Source organism: Bacillus sp. AFS018417 (assembly GCF_002560985.1).
Classification (GTDB): domain Bacteria; phylum Bacillota; class Bacilli; order Bacillales; family Bacillaceae_G; genus Bacillus_A; species Bacillus_A rhizoplanae.
Genome location: NZ_NTTM01000004.1, coordinates 147,003 through 168,491 on the forward strand (window position 1 = coordinate 147,003; position 21,489 = coordinate 168,491).

Genomic DNA, 21,489 nt, shown 5'->3' on the forward strand with positions numbered 1-21,489 from the left:
GCTAGGGTATAGGACAAACATTTAGGGGGAGGATTTCTTTGAAAAAGCTAGCAATCATCTTTTTTTCACTCGTGTTCGTTGTGTTAGTAACAGATATTGTAGCGAAGGCTGAACAGGAACAAGTATTAACTGTTGATGAAGCAATTCAATTGTTTCAGCAGCAAGGAAAGAAACAAGCGGTTGTAGAAGGGTATATTGTTGGGTACACGCAAAATCCAGGTAAATATACGAAAGACCCAGCGAAATTTGGAGATACAAATGTTGCAATTGCTGCTTCTCCGGATGAAATAAACGCGGATAAAATTATGCCAGTTCAGCTTCCAATAGGTGAAGTTCGTAAAGCAGTGAATGTAAAAGATCACCCAGAAAATATAGGGAAAAAAGTGCGCTTAACAGGTACGTTAGATAGTTATTTTAGTAGTCCAGGGTTAAAATCTGTTACAGCTTATGCGTTTCAAGATAATGAGAATCATAAGGTGAGCGATGTAATCGCTAACCCAAATGGGGGCGAAGTAGAAAAAGGAACAGCTGTAACATTAACAACAGCAACAGAAGGTGCTGCTATCTATTACACATTAGATGGATCGAATCCAACAGCTCAGAGTATTCTTTATAATGAACAAATTGTACTTAATGAAAATAGTGTCATTAAAGCGATTGCAGTGAAAGAGGGATTTGAAGATTCTCGCATTGCAACATTCTCGTTTACGATTGTGAAAAATGACCCTATTCGCATTCATGATATTCAAGGGAAATCGCACGTTTCTGCTTATGATGGAAAAGATGTAAAAGTCGTTACAGGTATTGTTACACAAGTAGATAAATATGGATTTTATATGCAAGATCCGCAGCCTGATGAAGATCCAGCTACTTCAGAAGGAATTTATGTTTATAAAAAAGATGGGGGCGTGAAAGTAGGCGATCTCGTTTCTGTAGATGGACAAGTAGAGGAATTTATCGGACCAGGATATGCAGAACGTTTTGAGACAGATTTATCGATTACAGAAATTAAAGCAAAGCAAGTTACAATTAAAGCGAGTAATCAAAAATTGCCAGAAGCAGTTGTATTGGGAGAAAACGGTGTAAAAATACCAGACACAGTTATTGATAATGACGGATTCGGTATGTTTGATTCAGCAGAAGATGCAATTGATTTTTATGAAAGTTTAGAAGGAATGGTTGTAACACTGCCACAACCAAAAGTGATTGCACCGCAAAAAAACGGTAATTTATATGTAACGATTGCTAATGGCAGTCAGAAAGTAACGACAAAATTCGGGACGCCGCTGCTGCAAGCTGACAATTTAAATCCAGAGCGCCTTTCCGTTAAGGTCGCACGTAATTATGTAGCAAAAGCAGGAGATCAACTTCTTGGAGATGTAACAGGTATAGTTGGTTACGACTACGGAAATTATCGTATTGCTCCAATAGGAGAGCTTCCAGCGCTGCAAGATGGTGGATTTAAACAACTTGGTGCAAATATTCAACCGCGCCTTGATAAACTCACAATTGCGACATATAACATTGAGAACTTCTCAGCAAATATAAAAGAAACATCTGATGAAAAAGTAAGACGTCTTGCTTACGCAATTAAATACAATTTAAAGATGCCAGATATTATTGGTGTTCAAGAAATGCAAGATAACAATGGAACAATCAATGACGGTACAACAGATGCATCACTTAGTGCAAAACGTTTAATTGATGCGATTCAGGAAATTCACGGACCAAAGTATGAGTATGTAGAGATTGCACCAGAAAACAATAAAGATGGCGGTGCACCAGGAGCAAATATTCGTGTTGGTTTCTTCTATAATCCATCTCGTGTGAAATTAGCACAAAAGCCGGTTTTACTTGAGAAAAATGTTGTACGAATTGGAGAAAACAATCCATTATTTGACGATACACGTAAACCGTTAGCTGCTGAGTTTACGTTCCAAGGCCAAAACATCGTTGTTATTTCCAATCATTTAAACTCTAAATTAGGAGATGCACCGCCGTTTGGAAAAATCCAGCCGCTTGTACTAAAAAGTGAAGCAAAACGTTTGCAACTTGCTGAGGAAGTCAATGGTTTCGTAAAAGGTATTCAGGGGCGACATGCAAATGCACCAGTTGTTGTAGTCGGTGATATGAATGACTTTGAATTTTCAAAACCAATGCAAGCATTAAAAGGCGACATTATGAAAGAAATGCTTGAAACAGTTCCGCAAGAAAATCGTTATACGTATATTCATGATGGAAATGCACAAGTGTTAGATCATATTTTCGTTACGAATAACATTGCACCGCATACAATTGTTGATCCAGTTCATTTAAATGCAAATGTCATGGAAGAGGATGGACGCATGAGTGATCATGATCCGGTACTTGCACAAATTGAGTTAAAGAAAGCTTCATAAGTGAAAGATAAAGCGAAACTTCCATCAGTGGGGGTCTTACTGCCCGTTCATGCGGGATAAAACACACTCGTCTGTCGTACAGACGAGTGTGTTTGTTTACTTTTGTTATTTTTTGATACAATGAGGGATAATGAATTTTATTTTTTAAGGAGTAATGTTGAATTTCCGTTAAAAATAAAACTTGAAAACATTGGTAAGCTATGGTAATATCATATTCGTACTGATTGACCGAAATGTTCATTTAGTCATTATTGGAGGTGACAACATGGCAATTGATCGAAAACGAGCAATTATTGAAGCTGCAACAAAATCTTTTTCTGCTTTTGGTTATAAAGCAACAACAATGGATCAAGTTGCAAAACTTGCAAATGTTGGAAAAGGGACGATTTATACGTTTTTTAAAAATAAGGAAGAGCTGTTTGGTGAAATCATTTCAAATTTAATTACCGAAATGAAGCAAGTCGCAGAAACGGCAATTGATTCGAATGTATCATTTTTTGAAAATGTACATCGTGCCTTATATAGCATTTTAGAATTTCGTAAAGAACATCAGCTTACGATTAAGCTCATTCAGGAAGAGCGAGATATGGGCACAAAAGAAGTGCAAGATGTTATGCGGCAATTGGATTCTGAAATTATTACATTTATTAAGTCTTATCTTGAAGTTGCAATTGCAAAAGGTGAAATTATGGCATGTGATCCAGAAATTACCGCATTTATCATGTATCGCCTGTATGTATCGCTTATTTCTGACTGGGAAAAGTATCACGAACCGTTAGAAAAAGAGCATATCGCTGAACTTTTTGAATTATATTTATTAAAGGGATTGTCAAAATGAGATAATCCTCTTATTATTATAAAATATGACCAAATGAATGGTTTAGTCATAAGTTGGTGAGGATGGAATTGTAAGAAGATAGCAACACATACGAGAAGATGAATTGGTCGTTATTTTCTTCTTTTTTTTGCAAAAAATGACTAAATGAACAAAATGGTCAATAGTTTAAGAGGAGAGTGAAACAATGAGAGGATTTAAACTGCTTGGAAAAGAGTTTGCGACGATTATTAAAAGCAAAAAAATCTTAATTCCAATTATTGCAGTATTATTTATTCCAGTATTGTACGCTGGTATGTTCTTATGGGCGTTTTGGGATCCATATAGCCAATTAGATGATTTACCAGTTGCAGTTGTAAACCTTGATGAAGGTGCAGTATATAATGGAAAACCGATTGAAGCCGGTAAGGAACTTGTTGATAATTTGAAAGAAAATAAAAGCTTCAAATGGGAGTTTGTCAGCGACAAAAAAGCAAAACAAGGGATGGATGATCGTAAATACTATATGACGATCCGCATTCCAAAAGATTTCTCTAAAAATACAACAACATTGTTGGATGAAAACCCTAAAAAATCAAAACTAGAGTACATTCCAAATGAAAGCTTAAACTTCTTATCTTCACAAATTGGTGGATCAGCCATTCAAAGTATCAAAAGTGAAGTAGCAAATTCAGTAACGAAGACGTATGCTGAGACAATGTTTGATTCATTAAAAGATGTTTCTAAAGGTTTTGCTGATGCGAGCGAGGGAGCGGGTAAGCTTCATGATGGTACGAGTCAATTGAAAGACGGCTCACAGCAAATCACAAATGGGTTAGGTGAGTTATCTAAGAAGGCAAATGATGGATTGAACCAATTATCTGATGGATCGGGTCAGTTGACAGGAGGACTAGGTCAGTTAGTAGATTCAAAAGGAAAATTCCAAAGTGGTCTAAGTCAATTAGCAAGTGGTTCTAATCAAATCACAAATGGATTAAGTGAGTTAAATAGTAAAGTAAGTAGTATGCCAGATGGAGTGAATCAATTATTGGGTGGTTCGCAAAAAATTACAAATGGATTAAAAGCAACCCAAAAAGGTGCGCAAGATATAAGCGCAGGAGCTTCTGGACTTTCACAAGGGGTATCTGAATGGAAGAAACAAGCAGATACACTAAGTGGTGTTGCGCAGCAGACAGCCGGAGGAGCTCAACAAGTTTCAAAAGGCTTAGCTGATTTAAATGAACAAATTAAAAATTTACCAGAAGAATATAGAAAACAATTACAGCCTGCTGTTCAAGGAATAATGGAAGGCAGTCAACAAGTTTCTAAAGGTACAGCAGGAGTTGCTCAAGGCGTGCAAGGGCTAGCTGGAGAAAAAGGGGCTGGAAAAATTGAAGCCGGAGCAACACAACTTGCAAGTGGAGCTGGCCAGTTAAATGATGGAATAAGTCAATTGGCGGATGGGTCAGGAAAAGTCACAGGTGGACTAAATGAATTAGCAAGTCAATCTGGTCAACTAACAAGCGGAGTAAGTGCTTTGCTTGATGGTTCCCAAAAAGTCACAGGTGGTTTAAATCAATTTGTAGATCCAAAAGGAGAACTACAAACAAATTTAGGTAAGTTATTGAATGGATCACAACAAATCTCAGGTGGTTTAGGCCAATTCGTAGATCCAAAAGGAGATTTCCAAAGTGGTTTAACTCAATTACAAGAAGGTTCAGGTCAAGTAACGAATGGATTAGGCGAAGCAAATGACGGTTCAAAAGAACTTTCAACAAAACTTGGCGAAGGCGCTAAAGAAACGAGCGAAGTAAAAGGTGACGAGAAGAAATATGACATGTTCTCTGCTCCGGTGAAAGTGAAAACTGAGAAGGAAGCAGAAGTTCCAAACTACGGAACAGGCTTTACACCGTACTTCTTATCTCTTGGTTTATTCGTTGGGGCACTGTTATTATCTATCGTGTTCCCATTACGCGAAACAGTTGGTATACCGAAATCAGGATTTAGCTGGTTTATTAGTAAGTTTGGTGTACTTTTAGCTGTTGGTGTAATTCAAGCACTTATTGCAGATGCGATTTTACTGCTTGGGTTAGGTGTTGAAGTACAAAGTGTTCCATACTTCATATTGTTTAGTATTATTACAAGCTTATCATTTATTGCGTTAGTTCAATTCTTAGTAACGACTTTCAGCGATGCAGGACGTTTTGTGGCGATCTTGACATTGATTATACAGTTAACAACAAGTGCTGGTACATTCCCGCTTGAGTTAATTCCAAAACCATTGCAAATATTTAACGCATGGTTCCCAATGACATATTCTGTATCAGGATTTAAAGCAGTTATTTCAAGTGGAGATTTCAGCTTTATGTGGCACAATGCAGGTATTTTAATGATCTTTATCGTTCTGTTATCACTTGGAACAATTGGAACATTAACTTGGATGCATAAGCGTCAATTCGGAAAATTTGCGGAAGCAGAATAAATAAAAAATCCTAAAGGCTTGTAGCCTTTAGGATTTTTTATATGATAGAGAGTGGTTTTCATGTATATCTGCATATTTATTTGCATTTTCAGGTATTTTTTGCATAATTAGTAATAAAGTGTATTGTTATGAAGGAAGAATGGGCGAAAAAGCCGAAACAACTATAAAGAAAAAACATAAAGTACATATAGGAGGTTTTAATATGGAAAAAATGAACAAAGTAAATATTGGGGATTATGTTCAGTTTCCTTATCGTGATAACCCATCCTTAAAATTAACTGGATACGTAGTAAACATTTTAATAAATACAGTTGTTGTAGATGTTTCAGAAATGTTAAAGAATGAAGAGCATCAAGATATCGAAGCTCGCCAAGTGGTAAAACATGATCAGTACAAGAAAATAGAAATTTCGAGAGATAATGTTTCATGATGAATACGATAAGTATTCTCTATTAGAGAAAATAAATTTTGAAAGCCCTTTCCTTTCAGTAAGGGTTCCTAGTCTCTTCACAAAAAAAGCTAGCAAAGTGCTAGCTTTTTTGTATTTTGGATAACGATATGTTGTAGTAAAAGAGAAATTTTTACCCGTTAACGTGTAATGAATCGAGTCTTTCTTTTTGACGAAGATGATGCTGAAAATGCATATAAATAAGTTGAAACCATTCCGTTGCGTTTAAATAACCTAAGCGTGGATGCTCTACTTTAAAATCACCTGGAATAGTTGATAATTTTGGTCCAATTTCTTTCATTTTTTCGATAAGTTGTAATAGACTTTGTTTCATGTCTTCTTTATTCGTTGGATTGTCTGGTGTATATCCAGGGCGATCAGGTACTTTAATTTGGATGGGAGGAAATGCTCCCATTGCGTAAATTTTTTCTCCAGCGTCTGTTTTATCCCCGCCAATAGCAGCTGTTTGATTTGCACATTTTTCAATAGCTGCTATTTGCATATGGAAGGCTGATAAAATTAGATGATTGTACATTTGTCCAAGTGACCATTCTTCATCGGAAGGTTTTTGTATAAATAGTTCTAATGGGTACTTCTCCAGCTCTTTTATATAGTATGTTGCTAACTCTTCAAACTTCTCCAAAACTATACTTGTTTTCATGTTACATACTCCCTTTCTTCTTATCATTAAGTTCTTCTCTTAATTATAAAGAAGTATTGCTGACACCATTATGTCAGTAGTAAAAATGAAAAATTACATATTTAATATATTTTTTGCTTCCTCTTTTATTCTTTCTGCAAGCATGGGTGGTTCTAATACTTTTACTTTGCTTCCCCAGCTAAATACCCACTGGAAAATTTCATCTAGCTGTCTTACTTTTAGAAAAACATGGAGACCATCTTCTTTTAGGTCATATGTATCTATATAAAAATAACGGGTTTCTATTACTTTATGGAAAACAGAATGTTGAAACACAAGGTGAATAGTTACAGTACGATTATTTTCTGGTGTGTATTCTGGTAAATAAAAATTTTTCGGTTTTGTAAAGGTTTCCTTTTCTTGCATTAGATCGTTCATTCGATCTAAGCGAAAATGTCGTATTTGTTTCCGAAGTAAACAATAAGCAACAAGATACCACAATCCAGAAATGTTTACGAGGCCATAAGGATGAACGACTCTTTTTTCTTTTTGTGCTTCGGCTTGATTTGGTTTCCGGTAATAAAAAGAGATACTTATCTGTTTTTGGATGGATTCTTGTAAAGTAGAAATCTTCTGTTCCTGTTTAATTTCAAAGGTATTATGAGAAAAAGAAGTAGAAAGGAAACGAAATGTGCCTCGTAATACTTTTACTTTTTTTTGTTGTTCAGCAGGGAGAATTGCTTCAAGTTTTTCCTTGGCAGATTGAGCGTGTATACGGAAATGGCTATGCAGATTTTGTTCAACATAATCACTGCCTAGCAAAAGGGTAACAGCTTCTTCTGGTTTTAAGTGGATTGGCGGTAGGAAATATCCTTCCATTAAAGAGTAACCTTGCCCTGGAACAGAGAGAATGGGGACACCAGATTCACATAGTGCTTGCATATCTCGATAAATTGTCCGCTTACAAGTTTCATATTTTTTTGCTAAAGCATCTGCTGTTACAATTTTTGTTCGTTGCAATTCCATAATAATGGAAAGTAAACGATCTGTTCGATTCATCTATACCATCCTTTTTTGATTTATAAGCTCTAGTTACAACATCAAAATATATTCGAACTATAGAGTGTTTTTTCATGCAGTTATAAAGTTAATTGACTAGTTTTTAAGTTTTACAATATCAATATAGTAATTTTCCTCTAAGGTGTCTTGCGGTTTCCAATTATATACTATATAATTCTAAATAAGAAAACGTTTTCATTCAAAGGGGGAGAATTTCGTGTCGACTATCGAGGACGTAGCGAAATTAGCGGGGTTATCAAGAACAACGGTTTCTCGGGTAATTAATAACCATCCGTATGTATCGGAAGAGAAAAAAAAGAGAGTACAATTAGCGATGAAACACCTTGGATTTGTTCCTAATTCTGCTGCGAGAAGACTTCGTAAGCAAAAGACGGAAACGATTGCAGTTTTGGTTCCGCGCGTGACAGATCCTTTTTTCAGTAAATTTATTGAGGCAATTGAAATTGTAGCTTCAGATCATAAATATAAACTGATTATTTGTCAAACAAGATATTTACCAGAAAAAGAGATGGAGTATTTACAATTGTTATCTACGAAACAAGTAGATGGAATTATTTTATGTTCACTTGAAAATCAGTGGGAGGATGTTGAGCCTTATTTACAACATGGACCAATTGTTTTATGCAATGAATATATTGAAGAAGCAAACATTCCAACTGTAAACTTTGATCATGCACAAGGAGCTTACATAGCAGCGAAGCATGTGTTAGATCAAGGATATCGTCATCTTGTCTTCTGTCGGGGGAAAGAGACAAAGGTGATAAATCAGCAGAGAAAAATGGGTTTTTTACGTGCTGTAACAGAGAAAAGCAAACAAGTTGAGTCGATTGATTTCATTGAAAGCGCTTACTCTGTTGAGGATGGAAAAAACATGTTTTATGAGCTGTTACAAGACAAAAAAAATCCTACCGCTATTTTGGCAGGGGGAGATGAAGTCGCAGCAGGAATTATCACAGAAGCAAACAAACACGACTGGAGCATTCCTGACGATTTAGCTGTAGTTGGTTTTGATAATCAGTTCTTATCACAAATTACAGACTCAGGTATTACAACAATCGATCAGCCAATTGATGACATGGCGCGTAAAGTTGTGGAACTGATGATGGATAAAATTCATACGAAAAATTATCGAAATAAAGAAGTGTACGAGTTTGAACTGGAGCTCTTGGTGAAAGGGTCAACGGTGAAAGGTACAATGATGCCAGCCTAGTAGATGATATCTGCTAGGTTTTTCTTATGTTTACAATCTATTATTCTTCGTGCGTACAATCGTCGCATTTGTTATGATACGCTTCGTGTTGCTCATCAATCTCTCTTCCGCATTGGGAACAAGTTTTTGCCGGTAAATTTCTGAAGAACTCCATTGGTTGATCTATCATGGTAAATCCCTCCATTTCCATTTGTTACTATTATTGTATTAGTACAAATGATTAAAGTCAACAACTGTTTTATAACAAATTTGAAAATAATGAAAATGTGTAGAAAATCCATTATAGTTAAGAATGGAGAATAGGAAGTTAAACAGAGCATGTAAAACAATGATTAATGGATTAGAAAGGATGAACACATATGAAAATGACAGTTGTTGGCTTTTGGGGCGGTTTTCCAGAAGCGGGAGAAGCAACGTCTGGATATTTATTTGAACACGATGGCTTTCGTTTACTCGTCGACTGTGGCAGCGGTGTACTAGCACAGCTTCAAAAATACATAACGCCTTCTGATATAGATGCTGTTCTGTTATCACATTATCATCACGATCATGTTGCTGATATTGGGGTACTTCAATATGCTCGCTTAATCACAAGTATGACAAATGGTGTATTACCAGAACTGCCGATTTATGGCCATACTTTTGATGCAAAAGGATTTGCATCGTTAACACATACACCGTATACAAAAGGGGTTCCTTACAACCCAGCGGACACATTACAAATTGGTCCATTTTCCATTTCCTTCTTACAAACGGTGCATCCTGCTATATGTTTTGCGATGCGTATTACAGCTGGTGAGAAAACTGTTGTGTATACAGCAGATTCTAGTTACATGCCAAAGTTTGTTTCATTTGCACAAAATGCGGACGTATTTATTTGTGAATGTAACATGTATGCGCATCAAGATGGATCAAAAGCTGGGCATATGAATAGTACAGAAGCAGGAGAAATTGCAAAACAAGCAAATGTAGGAGAGCTGCTTTTAACTCATTTGCCGCATACAGGCAATTTATCTGATTTAGTAGCGGAAGCAAAACAAATTTTTAACGGCCGCACGGTGCTTGCTCATAGCGGTTACGTTTGGGAATCTTGAGGTGAAATGATGTTATTTATTGATAATAAAGGAATTACAGATCCAACGATTAACTTAGCGATTGAAGAATATTGTGTGAAAAACTTAAATATTAACGAAACGTATTTACTGTTTTACATCAATGAGCCATCTATCATTATTGGCAAGAATCAAAACACAGTAGAAGAAATTAATGCTGATTATGTACGTGAAAAGGGAATTCATGTTGTAAGACGTCTTTCTGGAGGCGGCGCTGTGTATCATGATTTAGGAAATTTAAACTTCAGCTTTATTACGAAAGATGATGGAGATAGCTTTAACAATTTCAAAAAGTTTACAGAACCTGTTACAGCAGCGCTTGGGAAATTAGGTATTAACGCAGAATTAAGCGGCCGTAATGATATTTTAGCGGAAGGAAGAAAAATTTCTGGTAACGCTCAGTTTGCGACAAAAGGCCGTATGTTTAGTCATGGTACGTTATTATTTGATTCAGAAATTGACCATGTTGTATCTGCATTAAATGTAAAAATGGATAAAATTCAATCAAAAGGAATTAAATCAATTCGCAGCCGTGTTGCAAATATTGCGGAGTTTTTAAATGAGAAAATTACAATTGAAGAATTTAAACAGCTCCTTTTAGAAAATATTTTTGAAGGGGAAAATGAAATCCCGACATACGAATTAACGGAAGATGACTGGAAAGAAATCCATAAAATCTCAGAAGAACGTTATCGGAATTGGGAATGGAACTACGGGAAGTCTCCAAAATTTAACTTGAAGCATTCACACCGTTTCCCAGTTGGACAAGTAGATGTTCGGTTAGAAGTACAAAAAGGTGTAGTCTCAGAATGTAAGATTTACGGGGACTTTTTCGGTGTTGAAGATGTGCATGACATCGAAGAGCGTTTAAGTGGTAAGGTATTTGATAAGGGAGCATTTGCTGAGGCGCTAGCAGATGTAGAAGTGCCACGTTATTTTGGTAATATAACAAAAGAAGATTTCTTATCTTTATTCTTTTAAGTAGATAAAAAAACAGCCATATCTTACGTATGGTTGTTTTTTATATTTGTTTGATGAAATGTAACTTGCACCCTTAATTTTCTTTTAATATAATGTATTTAGAATTTTTTAAATTTTATAAAAGGTGGGGGTTTTGTGAATCTCGTTCAATCATTAGCCGAAACGGTGAAAATGAAAGGGAACAAGCCGGCTTATATATTTCAGGATCAATCGGTCTCTTATGACCAATTTAACGAATTAGTCATTAAGTTTTCTAGTAGTTTAGCAAAAATGGGTATTGGCAAAGGGGATAATGTCGCATTAATTGTTGGGAATTCACCGCACTTTTTAATTGGTTTATACGGAGCAATGCGTGCAGGAGCCACCGTTATTCCAGTCAATCCTATTTATACACCAGATGAACTATATTACATTTTACAAAATGGAGACGTTAAAGCAATCATCACACTCGACATCCTTCTACCAGTTATGCAATCACTTACATCAAGACTTCCTTCCATCAAGAACATCATCATTTGTGAAACCTCAGCAAATTCAACTCATGAAGAAACTGAAAAAATGAAAACGTTTACGAATTTAGTAGTCAGCGGAGATCTCGCTTTTCAAGGTCCAGATATACAAGAAGAAGATGTTGCCGTTATTTTATATACATCTGGAACGACAGGAAAGCCAAAAGGAGCAATGTTAACACACAAAAATTTATACAGTAATGCAAGCGATGTTGCTTCGTATTTACAGTATTCAGAGCATGACCGTGTGATTGCAGCACTTCCGATGTTCCACGTATTTTGTTTAACGGTGGCAGTCAATGCGCCAATTGTAAACGGTGCAACAATTTTAATGTTGCCAAAGTTTAGCCCGAAAGAGGTATTTCGTATTTGTCGTACATACGAAGCTACGATATTTGCGGGTGTACCGACTATGTACAATTATTTATATTTATATGAGGATGCCAGTGCAGAAGATGTTCATACGCTACGTCTTTGTATTTCTGGCGGTGCGTCTATGCCTGTTGCCCTTCTTACAAACTTTGAAAAAAGGTTTGATGTTATTGTTTCGGAAGGGTATGGATTATCAGAAGCATCGCCCGTCACTTGTTTCAATCCGCTTGATCGTTCGCGTAAGCCTGGTTCAATCGGAACGAATGTTCAGAATGTGGAAAACAAAGTTGTAAATGAAATGGGTGAGGAAGTACCAGTTGGCGAAGTTGGAGAATTAATCGTTCGCGGCCCGAATGTAATGAAGGGCTATTACAAAGCGCCGGAAGATACAGCAGCAACAATTCGTGATGGCTGGCTGTATACAGGTGATTTAGCAAAAATGGATGAAGAAGGTTACTTTTACATTGTAGACCGGAAAAAAGATATCGTTCTTGTTGGCGGTTATAATGTGTACCCGCGCGAAGTAGAAGAAGTGTTATATATGCATGAAGCTATTGCTGAAGTTGTTGTCATCGGTGTTCCAGATGAAAGTTTAGGTGAAGCAGTGAAAGCGTATGTTGTACTGAAAACGAATGCTGTTACAGTGGAAGAGCTTATGGCGTACTGTTCATTACATCTTGCGAAATATAAAGTACCGAGTAGTATTGAATTTTTAGAAGAACTTCCGAAAAATACGACAGGAAAGATTTTGAGAAGGGCATTAAAAGAGAAGGCGTTGCAAGTGTAGAATGAAAAGCTGTCATACAGACAGCTTTTTCTTTTTCCGTACAGAAAAAATAGTATAATGAAACTATTACATCTAGAAAGAGGGTATTTCTATGGGGAAAATTCACATTATTCATGAAAATAAAGAGTGGACAACTCATCTTATAAAAAGGTTGGAAGAACTTGGACTTCCATATGAAGAATGGCATTTAGACGAAGGTATTGTTGATCTTTCTTCTGTTCCGCCAGAAGGCGTATTTTATAACCGAATGAGCGCTTCTTCTCATACGAGAAATCACCGCTTTGCACCGGAGCTTACGGCTGCTGTACTTGCTTGGTTAGAACAACATAACCGAAAGGTGTTCAATGGAAGCAGAGCATTGCAACTTGAAGTAAGTAAAGTTGCACAATATATGGCACTAAACGCTCAAGGAATTCGTACACCAAAGACAATCGCAGCTGTTGGTAAGGATCATATTATAGAAGCGGCAGCTCAATTTGAAGGACGTCCATTCATAACGAAACATAACCGCGCTGGAAAAGGATTAGGAGTTCAATTGTTCCAGTCTGTTGCTTCTTTAAAAGATTATGTAGAAAGCGCAGCGTTTGAAGAGCCAGTAGATGGTATTACGTTGATTCAAGAATATATACAAGCTCCTGAACCTTATATTACGCGTTGTGAGTTTGTAGGCGGAAAGTTTGTGTATGCAGTTCAAGTCGATACATCGAAAGGTTTCGAATTATGCCCTGCTGATGCTTGTCAAATTGGAGATTTGTTCTGTCCAGTTGGCGAGAAAGCTCCGGAAAAACCGAAGTTTCAAATTGTAGAAGGATTTAACGACCCAATTATTCAAAAATATGAGGCTGTTTTGGCCGCTAACAATATAGCAATCGCTGGCATTGAGTTCATTCGAAATGCTGATGGTGAAATTTTTACTTATGATATTAATACGAACACAAACTATAATGCTGACGCTGAAGCAGTTGTTGGGAAGTACGGTATGTTAGAGATTGCGAAGTTTCTTGGCAGTGAATTAGAGAAATTATAATAGAGTGGGAAGAAAGCTGCTAATCGGTAGCTTTCTTTTTATTAAGAAGTTAAAAGTTTTATATAATAAAAGCAAAAAACATCAAGAAGAAAATTCCAGTTCCCTTTATGATAATACATATAAGGCAGGTGAACAGAGATGGAAAGTTATGAAATACAAATTCAAAAGGTAATAGATTATATTGAAGAAGATGTAATGGAAAAGCAAACATTAAAGAATCTGGCTCGTATTGCAGGATTTTCAGAGTTTCATTTCCACCGCGTGTTTCAAGCGTTAGTTGGAGACTCTGTAATGGAGTATGTACGAAAGAGAAGGCTGGCCCGGGCAGCTTATCAGCTTTCTCATACAGAGGAGAAAATTCTCGATGTTGCACTAGAGCATGGCTTTCAATCTCATGAAACGTTCACGCGGGCCTTTAAAAAGCTGTTTCATATGACGCCGAGTGCATATCGAAAGCAAGAGATTCGAACGCCGTTATATTCCAAAGTGAATGTGATGCAGCGGAAATTTAATCCGTATTTAGGAGGAATCCAAATGGAATTTCGTATAGAAACAAAGCCAGCTTTTCAAGTGATTGGGTATGAAATGAAGACAACAAGTAAAGAAGGACAAAATCTAAAAGATATCCCAGCGATGTGGGAAAAGTATTTGCAAAATAATTTGTCGGAAAATATTCCAAACCGTAAGCATACGAACGAATGTGTAGAATTAGGAATGTGTACAGATTTTAATTTAGAAACAGGGGAAATTACGTATATTATCGGAATGGAAGCAACAAGCTTTGATGGTGTATCAAGCGAGATGACGTGCCGTACATTCCCGGAAGCAACGTACGCTGTATTTACAACGCCAAAAGTTCCGCACGAAGAAATGGTAGCATCGATTCAGCAAACGTGGAATGCCATCTTTACAGAGTGGTTCCCGCATTCTGGCTACGAACATTCTGGCGTTGTAGAGTTTGAATTATATGATGAGCGGTGCCATGCAGATAAGCACGAGCTTGCACAACTAGAGATTTGGTTACCGGTGCAAAAGAAAAAGTAAAAAGAGACTGCTCCCCAAAGACACTTACTTGCCTCTGGGGAGCAGTTTCTTACTGTGTACGTATGTTGAATATTGCCGAAGCGCCGATATATACAGAAAAGCGCTGATATCGTATTATTTGTCTGTTGCAATAGAAGCAATATATATGGTAGGTTGCGATATTTTTCAACATAAAAATCGCTGCAATGCAGCACAAAAAATGACCTGCACTTGCTTTCTCTCTTTGTTTTAACTTCGCCAGTGGCAGGAAAAGGCCCTGACCGCTTCTAGGCATGGCCAGATGCTCTTACCCACCTAAAAAAAGGTTTTGTCGGTTTTTCAATTTGTATTTTTACATTTCCTCTTTAATTTTCTCTAACACTTGTTTACTATCAAACCCGCGTTCTCCCATACCAAATACTTCGATTAAACGATTGTTTTCATCTAGTAGATAAGAGTTTGAAGTATGAATGTAAAGGCCGCTTCCAGGATCGCGATAGCGGAAGTTAAAAGATTCGGCTAATTGTTTCGTTTCTTCTTCATCGCCGCGCAGCAGGTGCCAACCTTTCGTTTGTTTCATGTCAAACGTTTTGGAGTAATGTTCTAGCACTTCTTTCGTATCGTATTTCGGATCAATGGTAATTGTAATAAATTCGATTTTTGTTCCGAAAACTTTCTCTTTCACAAGCTCATCTCGTAAATATTTCATTTTATATGTTGTAACAGGACAAATATCTGGGCATTTTGTATACATAAATTCTACTAATTTTAATTTTTTCGGTAATTGATCAAATGATACAGATGCGCCGTTTACATCTTCCATAACAATCCCCTTTGGTATTTCCGCTGATACTTTTCGGTAACTTGTAAAATAAAAAATTCCAATCCCGATTGCGATAATAAGTCCTAACGTAAAGGTAATATACAGTTTTTTCATTCCAATCCCCCCAATTTTATTTTATAAGAAAAGTCTGAAAAATGAGGAGGCATGAGTGAATATTACATGACAATTCATCGTATTAGCTTGTTCTATTTTTCGAGGAACGAACTACAATAATAATAGACAGGCAGCGATGAGGAGGAGAAAACATGCGAAAAGTGATGAGCTGGGCACTTTTTTTGTACGTGTTATTTGCTTTGTTTATATATTGGTATTTATTTGGATGGAATCATGAGATGATACCAGAAATGTACAAAGGAACGAGTGCAGATCCAGCAACATTTATGAATGCAAGGGAGCTGACACTTAGTCAAGATTACTCTCGGGTGAAAAATTTATTATTTTTCTTAGCGACGCCGCTGCAATGGATTGTTTTATTATTTGTACTCATTTTCGGTGTATCAAAGCGGTTTGAAAAATGGGCGAAAGATACAACAAAAGTACGGGTACTGCAAATTGCGATTTATTTGTTTTATTTATCACTTGTGACAACAGCGCTATCATTGCCGCTGCAATGGATTGGTCATCAAGTGTCTGTTGATTACGGCATTTCTACGCAATCAACGGCAAATTGGATAAAGGAACATGTGCTTGATTTTTGGATCAACTTTTTCCTTATGTTTCTCACGGTGTCTGTGCTATTATGGCTCATTAAAAAATATCCAAAACGTTGGTGGCTATATGGCTGGGCGCTCTCGGTTCCATTCACCATCTTTTTAACGTTCATTCAGCCGGTAGTTATTGATCCGCTATATAATCATTTTTCCACGTTGCATAATAAGGAGCTCGAGAAAAAGATTTTAACATTAGCAGATAAAGCAAATATTCCAGCGGAGCATGTGTATGAAGTGAATATGTCAGAGAAAACAAATGCGTTAAATGCATATGTAACGGGAATTGGCTCGAATTCTCGCATTGTTTTATGGGATACAACACTTGAGCAGTTAAAAGATAAAGAGATATTATTTATTATGGCACATGAAATGGGTCATTACGTGATGAAGCATATATATTGGGGCGTTGGAAGTTATATTGCCTTAACTTTCGTTGGCATGTACCTTATTAACCGCATTATTCAAGCGTGTATTCGTAAGTGGGGAGATACACTGCATATTTCTAAGATAGCTAGTTTCTCAGTTTTACCACTATTTTTTCTTATATCTTCTATGCTTTCCTTTGCGGTAAGTCCTGCAACAAATTACGTATCGCGCATTGAAGAGAGAGCGGCCGATCAATATGCATTAGACATGACGAAGGATAATCAGTCGGGGGTCAAAACATTTCAATATTTATCAAAGACGAGTTTAAGTCAGGTGAATCCGCCGGCTTTGGTGAAATTTTTCTTGTATACGCATCCTCCAATTTTTGAGAGAATTCATACGTTTGAGGAGTATAAGAGGAAATAATCGTTAAAAACAGCAATTGTTTATCCCGCTATTCGCGGGTAGTAAGACCCCACTGAGGGAAGTTTCACTTTATTAAGACCAAAATTCGAAAAGAACAAGTAGATGTCTATTATAAAGACTAGAATCTACTTGTTCTTTTCTTGTTACAGTTTAAATCACTAATTTACAGTGTGAATGTTATATCTTGATCACTTAGATCAGAGTCAAATACATTTGCGGTACTAACCCCATTAAAAATTTTTAGTGTTTTTGCTGCATTTGATGATCCAGAACCAAGGTGTTCTTTAATTCGGAATTGAGGATTTACATTGTATTTGTCACCTAAATTTACATTCCCATTACATTTTGAAATGATAATGCTGTCAACAATTGCAGGCATGCTCTCCACCTCTTTTTTATTTTTATCCTGATTGGACGGGTTTTCCATCAGTGGGGGATAAAAAACCACTGAGGGAAGTTTCACTTTATTGTATGCTGTTTATTTTGAAAAAAAGTTTGTTCATAAAAATAAGTATAATAATAGGACATTCTTTTTTTTGTTTGTGGAAAATATAGTAAAATAAAAATATGCAGCAAGGGGGGATAGAAATGAAAAAGATTGCTCAGAAAACAAATCTTGAAAGATGGTTAGATGGTTTGTCACTTATTGGAATAGTTGTGATGCTTATATATATTGGATTCATTTGGCCGTCTTTACCGCATAGGATTCCAACTCATTTTGGGTTAAATGGAGAAGCGGACAGATTTGGTGGAAAGGGGAATATTTTTATTCATCCAATTGTTGGCTTAGGATTATATGTATTATTTCATGTTTTAAGTCGTTTTCCTCAGTTATTTAACTATCCTTCCGATGTTACAGAAGAACAAAAACAACGATTGTATATTCACTCGCGTACATTATTAGGGTGGTTACAACTTGAGATTATAACATTTGGTGTATATAGTACTTGGGAAAATGCACAAATTGCAATGCAAAGGGAAGTTGGATTTCCTACTATTTCTTTTGTTATATTTCTCATTATATTATTTAGTACAATCATATTTTATATAGCTAGAAGTTTACGGATGATATGAAAAAATTACCCTTTAAATATGAATCTATGAAGAAGTTGACGAAATGTCAGCTTTTTATTTTTATAAAAAAATATTTTTTTGACCCCTATAAAACTTTCATTCCCTCCGAATATGTATAGTGAAGAAAGCAAATGGAGGAATAATTATATGAAAAAGGCACTATTAAAAGGTACTATGGTAACTATGATGGCATGCAGTCCGTTTCTAATGGGAACAGCAGCGTATGCTAGCGAAAACACAGACGCGGTAAAAACAACGGAAACAGAAAAACCATCTTTAGTACAAGGCGACTTCTTTTATTTCGTGAAAACGATGGTGGAAGATATTAAAATGGCTCTTGCGTCAAACGATTTAGAGAAGGCGAAGCTATTGTCTGAGCAAGCTGCGGAACGAATTTCTGAGGCGAGTGTACTAAACGAAAAAGGAAAAGATGATCTTACACAAGATACATTAGAAAAAGCGGCAGAGGACTTAGAAAAAGCAGATAAGCTTTCAGGTGAAGAGAAAGCAGAAACAGANNAGCCTGCTGGTGAAGAGAAAACAAAGACAGAAAAGCCTGTTAGCAAAGAAGAAAAAGAAGCAGCGAAAGTAAAAGTACATATCGGAAACAACATCGAAGCATTAGCAAAAGTGCTTGATAAAGTGAAAAATCCGAAAGCAAAAGCTGCAATTGCCAAAAATATAGAGAAGAGTTTTTCAAAGATTGCAGCTAAAATAGAGAAAGAACAAGAAAAACAAGCTAATGCTCTTGCAAAAGAAAGCAAGAAAGCAGATCAAAATACAGAAGTAACTCCAGAACAACCGGCACAGCCAGTACAACCAGAACAAGTAACGCAACCAGAACAAGCAACACAACCGGCACAACCGGCACAACCGGCACAACCGGCACAACCGGCACAGCCAGCACAACCGGCACAGCCAGCGCAACCGGCACAGCCAGCGCACGCAGCACAGCCAGCGCACCCAGCAAAACCAGCACAACCGGCACAACCAGCGCACCCAGCACAACCGGCTGTTTCCCATGAGAAGCATGAGCAATCAAACCAAAAGGGTCAAACAGAAAACAATGATCATCAAGGAAACAATAATCATCAAGGAAACGATGATCATCAAGACAACGGTAAAAAAGTTGGTCACGACAAGCAAGAAGATAAGCAGTAAGAAATTGTGGTATAATGGTCACTTCTTTAGTGACCATTTTGCTATTTGAAGCAAAAGGGGGGAGGGGGATTACTAGTGTTGAGTTTAATGATGAAAATCATAAAAAAACCGGCCATAGAAGATATAGTATTTGACATACAAAACAACGTAGGAGATAAGGGGGCTTTTATCGCACAGTATCGGCCTTTTATTCGAAAATCAATCTCGTCTGTCTGCCGCCGATATATTACGGAGCAGGATGATGAATATAGTATTGGGCTGTTTGCGTTTAATCAAGCAATTGAACAATATTCATATAAAAAAGGAAAATCTTTTCTTGCGTTTGCTGAGCTTCTTATAAAAAGAGATGTAATTGACTATATACGCAAGGAGTCTAGGCATAATCTCGTCTTTTTAAAAGAAGACCAGCAAGAGGAAATGGTAGAGATGCAGGCATCGCTTACGGAGTATATGAAAGAGATGGAAAACAGTAACCGTAAGGAGGAAATTCTTCATTTTCAAAGTGTACTAGACGAATTTAAAATCACATTTGTAGAGCTTGCTAAGGAATCTCCAAAGCATCGTGATACGCGAGAGCACTTAATAGAAATTGCAAAGATTATTATAAAAGAAGAGAAAATGATAGAAGAGTTGTTTCGAAAGAAAAAGTTACCGCTTAAACAAATTGAACCGCGTGTTAGGGCAAGTCGGAAAACGTTGGAGCGGCATAGGAAATACATTATTGCAATGTGTATTATCTTTGCAAACAATTATACATATATTCTTGATTATATAAGAGGGAGGGAAGAATGATGAATAAAGGGATTGTGATGGATATTAAAAAACATCGCGTAGTTGTTTTAACGCCAGACGGAGAGTTTATCACGTTTAAAAGAAAATCGCACTCTTATATGATTGGAGAGGAAGTCTCGTTTAACGAACAAGAACAAAGAGTACCGCGTTTTTCAATCCCTTCTTTCTTAAGGCCTGCATCGCTGCTTGTTGCTTGTTTTCTATGTGTGTTTCTGTTTTTCTACAACCAACCGGAAGAAAAAGCACTTGCTTATGTCTCTGTTGATATTAATCCAAGTTTAGAGGCGAGTGTAACAAAGGATCTTCGTGTTATAGAATTGCGAGCTTGTAATGATGATGGAAAGCGCATTTTAAAAGAAATGAAACGATGGAAAAATCAACCTTTACAGGACGTAGTACATACTATTGTAAAGCAAAGTCAAGAGGATGGATACTTAACGAATGACAAGCAAGTTATGTTAACATCTGTTACAAATGAAAAGTCGCTAGAACCGCAGTTGCAACAGGCTATGCAAGGGTTAAAGAAAGAGTATGAGACAAAACATGTTGCAGTCGTATATCAAGACAGTACTATGCAAGTGCGCGAGAATGCCCAGAAAGCAGGAGTCGGCACAGGTGTTTATATAAAGCAAGAGAATGAGAAGAAGAAATCGGTTGCTCCGCCGCCGCCGTCTAATCAGGAGCAACAGCCTCCAGAGGTACAATCGCAACCAGAGTCACCACCGGATGCATCATCGAATTCGTCTTCTGTAAAGGAAGAAAAATACAAGGAGCAAGGGCAAAACGAACAAAAGCAATCCCAGGAACAGCAGCCCCAACAACCAAAAAGAAATAATGGGCATCAGCAAGAAAACAACGGTAAAGAGTATAAACAAGAAAATAAAGAATATAAACAAGAATATAAACAAGAAAATAAAGAGTATAAGCAAGAAAATAAAGGACATGAAAAAGAAGACAACGGGCATAAAAATGAGGACAAAAATGTTCCTGCTACGCAACATCAGGGGAAAGAAAAGAAAAATCCATAGAATATTTAAAAAGCATAGGGTGTCGTACACTCTATGCTTTTTATGTATCTTAAAATGATTTTCTCTTTTATAAAGTGAAGCTCCCATCAGTGGAGGTTTTACTGCCCAAAAGTAGCGAGGGAAATAATGATATTCTTATATTTTTTTATAAAGTAATACGCTAAGTAAGGATAAACCAATTTTTAAATGTTGTTAAAATATTCA

General features: G+C 36.7%; 19 protein-coding genes and 1 pseudogene. 15 read left to right on the top strand and 5 right to left on the bottom strand.

The annotated features are described in order from the left end of the window. Positions 1-131 precede the first annotated feature (131 nt). The 4 genes and pseudogenes from CN326_RS02925 to CN326_RS02940 form a co-directional block, all read left to right on the top strand. Positions 132-2,399, top strand: a pseudogene (locus tag CN326_RS02925) (DUF6359 domain-containing protein); the annotation flags it as partial. 265 nt (positions 2,400-2,664) lie between these two features. Further along, on the top strand, positions 2,665-3,237 hold the full coding sequence (locus CN326_RS02930) for a TetR/AcrR family transcriptional regulator (protein WP_098306043.1): 573 nt from the start codon (positions 2,665-2,667) through the stop codon (positions 3,235-3,237). 184 nt (positions 3,238-3,421) lie between these two features. Further along, entirely contained in the window at positions 3,422-5,695 is a 2,274-nt protein-coding gene (locus CN326_RS02935; RefSeq protein WP_098306045.1) for a YhgE/Pip domain-containing protein, read from the top strand. A 202-nt stretch (positions 5,696-5,897) separates the two neighbouring features. Continuing rightward, positions 5,898-6,125: a DUF2187 family protein gene (locus tag CN326_RS02940; RefSeq protein WP_098306047.1), complete on the top strand. Its 228-nt coding sequence runs from the start codon at positions 5,898-5,900 to the stop codon at positions 6,123-6,125. A 151-nt stretch (positions 6,126-6,276) separates the two neighbouring features. On the opposite strand, the gene CN326_RS02945 is transcribed toward CN326_RS02940, so the two are convergent. After that, positions 6,277-6,804, bottom strand: a complete 528-nt coding sequence (locus CN326_RS02945; protein ID WP_098306049.1) for a DinB family protein — start codon at positions 6,802-6,804, stop codon at positions 6,277-6,279. Between the two features lie 93 nt (positions 6,805-6,897). Further along, complete coding sequence (locus tag CN326_RS02950; RefSeq protein WP_098306051.1) at positions 6,898-7,842, bottom strand: helix-turn-helix transcriptional regulator; 945 nt, start codon at positions 7,840-7,842, stop codon at positions 6,898-6,900. Between the two features lie 217 nt (positions 7,843-8,059). On the opposite strand from CN326_RS02950, the gene CN326_RS02955 reads away from it, so the two are divergent. After that, complete coding sequence (locus tag CN326_RS02955; protein WP_098306053.1) at positions 8,060-9,073, top strand: LacI family DNA-binding transcriptional regulator; 1,014 nt, start codon at positions 8,060-8,062, stop codon at positions 9,071-9,073. Positions 9,074-9,113: 40 nt separating this feature from the next. Here the strand turns inward: CN326_RS02955 and yhfH are convergent, their stop codons facing one another. Beyond that, on the bottom strand, positions 9,114-9,242 hold the full coding sequence (gene yhfH, locus CN326_RS02960; RefSeq protein ID WP_098306055.1) for a protein YhfH: 129 nt from the start codon (positions 9,240-9,242) through the stop codon (positions 9,114-9,116). A 190-nt stretch (positions 9,243-9,432) separates the two neighbouring features. Between yhfH and CN326_RS02965 the strand changes: the two genes are divergently transcribed. From CN326_RS02965 to CN326_RS02985, 5 genes are all read left to right on the top strand, one after another. Further along, the gene (locus tag CN326_RS02965) at positions 9,433-10,167 is read left to right on the top strand and encodes an MBL fold metallo-hydrolase (RefSeq protein WP_098306057.1); all 735 of its coding nucleotides are present in this window, start codon (positions 9,433-9,435) and stop codon (positions 10,165-10,167) included. A 9-nt stretch (positions 10,168-10,176) separates the two neighbouring features. After that, positions 10,177-11,166, top strand: a complete 990-nt coding sequence (lplA, locus tag CN326_RS02970; protein WP_098306060.1) for a lipoate--protein ligase — start codon at positions 10,177-10,179, stop codon at positions 11,164-11,166. Between the two features lie 135 nt (positions 11,167-11,301). Next, positions 11,302-12,834 carry a fatty acid--CoA ligase family protein gene (locus CN326_RS02975; protein ID WP_098306062.1) on the top strand — a complete coding sequence of 511 codons (1,533 nt, stop codon included), beginning with the start codon at positions 11,302-11,304 and terminating at the stop codon, positions 12,832-12,834. A gap of 91 nt (positions 12,835-12,925) precedes the next feature. Next, positions 12,926-13,861 (top strand): ATP-grasp domain-containing protein, encoded by a 936-nt coding sequence (locus CN326_RS02980; protein ID WP_098306064.1) that lies wholly within the window; start codon positions 12,926-12,928, stop codon positions 13,859-13,861. 138 nt (positions 13,862-13,999) lie between these two features. After that, the gene (locus CN326_RS02985; RefSeq protein WP_098306066.1) at positions 14,000-14,905 is read left to right on the top strand and encodes an AraC family transcriptional regulator; all 906 of its coding nucleotides are present in this window, start codon (positions 14,000-14,002) and stop codon (positions 14,903-14,905) included. Positions 14,906-15,236: 331 nt separating this feature from the next. Here CN326_RS02985 and CN326_RS02990 read toward each other — a convergent pair whose 3' ends face one another. Beyond that, positions 15,237-15,821, bottom strand: coding sequence for an SCO family protein (locus CN326_RS02990; RefSeq protein ID WP_098306068.1), 585 nt, complete (start codon positions 15,819-15,821; stop codon positions 15,237-15,239). A 152-nt stretch (positions 15,822-15,973) separates the two neighbouring features. Here CN326_RS02990 and CN326_RS02995 point away from each other — a divergent pair, with 152 nt between their 5' ends. Further along, positions 15,974-17,230 carry a M48 family metallopeptidase gene (locus tag CN326_RS02995; protein ID WP_098306070.1) on the top strand — a complete coding sequence of 419 codons (1,257 nt, stop codon included), beginning with the start codon at positions 15,974-15,976 and terminating at the stop codon, positions 17,228-17,230. Between the two features lie 163 nt (positions 17,231-17,393). Here CN326_RS02995 and CN326_RS03000 read toward each other — a convergent pair whose 3' ends face one another. Then, a complete protein-coding gene (locus CN326_RS03000; RefSeq protein ID WP_098306072.1) occupies positions 17,394-17,609 on the bottom strand; it encodes a spore germination protein in 216 nt (71 codons plus the stop codon). A 209-nt stretch (positions 17,610-17,818) separates the two neighbouring features. Between CN326_RS03000 and CN326_RS03005 the strand changes: the two genes are divergently transcribed. From CN326_RS03005 to CN326_RS03025, 4 genes are all read left to right on the top strand, one after another. After that, positions 17,819-18,304, top strand: coding sequence for a DUF1648 domain-containing protein (locus tag CN326_RS03005; protein WP_098306074.1), 486 nt, complete (start codon positions 17,819-17,821; stop codon positions 18,302-18,304). Between the two features lie 330 nt (positions 18,305-18,634). Further along, complete coding sequence (locus CN326_RS24915; protein ID WP_483295625.1) at positions 18,635-19,465, top strand: DUF5667 domain-containing protein; 831 nt, start codon at positions 18,635-18,637, stop codon at positions 19,463-19,465. 75 nt (positions 19,466-19,540) lie between these two features. Then, positions 19,541-20,257, top strand: coding sequence for an RNA polymerase sigma factor SigI (sigI, locus tag CN326_RS03020; RefSeq protein WP_098306076.1), 717 nt, complete (start codon positions 19,541-19,543; stop codon positions 20,255-20,257). Beyond that, positions 20,257-21,285 carry an anti-sigma factor domain-containing protein gene (locus tag CN326_RS03025; protein ID WP_098306078.1) on the top strand — a complete coding sequence of 343 codons (1,029 nt, stop codon included), beginning with the start codon at positions 20,257-20,259 and terminating at the stop codon, positions 21,283-21,285. Before sigI ends, CN326_RS03025 begins: the two co-directional genes overlap by 1 nt. Positions 21,286-21,489: the final 204 nt, after the last annotated feature.

Excerpts from the sequence above, each read along its gene's own strand:
- CN326_RS02995 (WP_098306070.1), top strand. The coding sequence starts at position 15,974 with ATGCGAAAAGTGATGAGCTGGGCACTTTTTTTGTACGTGTTATTTGCT.
- CN326_RS02930 (WP_098306043.1), top strand. The coding sequence starts at position 2,665 with ATGGCAATTGATCGAAAACGAGCAATTATTGAAGCTGCAACAAAATCT.
- CN326_RS02990 (WP_098306068.1), bottom strand. The coding sequence starts at position 15,821 with ATGAAAAAACTGTATATTACCTTTACGTTAGGACTTATTATCGCAATC.
- yhfH (WP_098306055.1), bottom strand. The coding sequence starts at position 9,242 with ATGATAGATCAACCAATGGAGTTCTTCAGAAATTTACCGGCAAAAACT.
- CN326_RS02950 (WP_098306051.1), bottom strand. The coding sequence starts at position 7,842 with ATGAATCGAACAGATCGTTTACTTTCCATTATTATGGAATTGCAACGA.
- CN326_RS02965 (WP_098306057.1), top strand. The coding sequence starts at position 9,433 with ATGAAAATGACAGTTGTTGGCTTTTGGGGCGGTTTTCCAGAAGCGGGA.
- CN326_RS02945 (WP_098306049.1), bottom strand. The coding sequence starts at position 6,804 with ATGAAAACAAGTATAGTTTTGGAGAAGTTTGAAGAGTTAGCAACATAC.
- CN326_RS02940 (WP_098306047.1), top strand. The coding sequence starts at position 5,898 with ATGGAAAAAATGAACAAAGTAAATATTGGGGATTATGTTCAGTTTCCT.
- lplA (WP_098306060.1), top strand. The coding sequence starts at position 10,177 with ATGTTATTTATTGATAATAAAGGAATTACAGATCCAACGATTAACTTA.
- CN326_RS02985 (WP_098306066.1), top strand. The coding sequence starts at position 14,000 with ATGGAAAGTTATGAAATACAAATTCAAAAGGTAATAGATTATATTGAA.
- CN326_RS03000 (WP_098306072.1), bottom strand. The coding sequence starts at position 17,609 with ATGCCTGCAATTGTTGACAGCATTATCATTTCAAAATGTAATGGGAAT.
- CN326_RS02980 (WP_098306064.1), top strand. The coding sequence starts at position 12,926 with ATGGGGAAAATTCACATTATTCATGAAAATAAAGAGTGGACAACTCAT.
- CN326_RS02935 (WP_098306045.1), top strand. The coding sequence starts at position 3,422 with ATGAGAGGATTTAAACTGCTTGGAAAAGAGTTTGCGACGATTATTAAA.
- CN326_RS03025 (WP_098306078.1), top strand. The coding sequence starts at position 20,257 with ATGAATAAAGGGATTGTGATGGATATTAAAAAACATCGCGTAGTTGTT.
- CN326_RS03005 (WP_098306074.1), top strand. The coding sequence starts at position 17,819 with ATGAAAAAGATTGCTCAGAAAACAAATCTTGAAAGATGGTTAGATGGT.